Raw genomic sequence first — 580 nt, 5'->3', positions numbered from 1 at the left:
CGGTCAGCGCGATCGCCACGTTCGTCGCTCGCCCCCTCGTCGGCGACGGGTCGCTCTACCAGGTGCCCGCCCTCGAGGTGAACGCTTCGCTCGTCGTCGCGGCGATCCTCATCGGACCGCTCATGGGCTGGGGCGCGACGAGTTTCGCGACCGTGACGAAGGCGCTCGGGCGCTTCCGCCCGAAGGGCTGGAGGCTCCTCGTCGTCCTGCCCCTCACCTTCGCGGCGGTGGGTCTTCTGGGCGCGTTCTTCCCGCTCATCCTCGGCAACGGACGCGCCCTGGCCACCGCGGGCTTCGACCTCTCGCAGCCCGCGCTTCTCTTGCTGCTGCTGGCTCTGCTGAAGTACGTGGCGACGACGATCTCGCTGGGTTCCGGCGCGATCGGCGGCACCCTTCAGCCCTCGGTCGCGATCGGTGCGGCACTGGGCGCGGCCGCCGCGGCCGGGTGGGCGCTGATCTGGCCGGGCGCCGACGGCACGGCGCTCGCGATCGTCGCGGCGGCGGCGTTCCTGGCATCCAACATGCGGGCACCCTTCACCGCGATCGCCTTGATCATCGAGTTCACCGATACCGGCTTCAC

At 71.2% G+C, this 580-nt stretch carries 1 protein-coding gene; it reads left to right on the top strand.

The window, feature by feature from the left end:
- Positions 1–580: chloride channel protein (locus NS220_RS18570; RefSeq protein ID WP_193755426.1), on the top strand; the 580-nt coding region annotated here is incomplete at both ends.

The sequence above is a fragment of the Microbacterium testaceum genome (genome assembly GCF_001476655.1).
GTDB classification, from domain to species: Bacteria; Actinomycetota; Actinomycetes; order Actinomycetales; family Microbacteriaceae; genus Microbacterium; species Microbacterium testaceum_C.
Note: the sequence above shows the minus strand (reverse complement) of the source record. Positions and strands in the feature narration are given on the sequence as shown.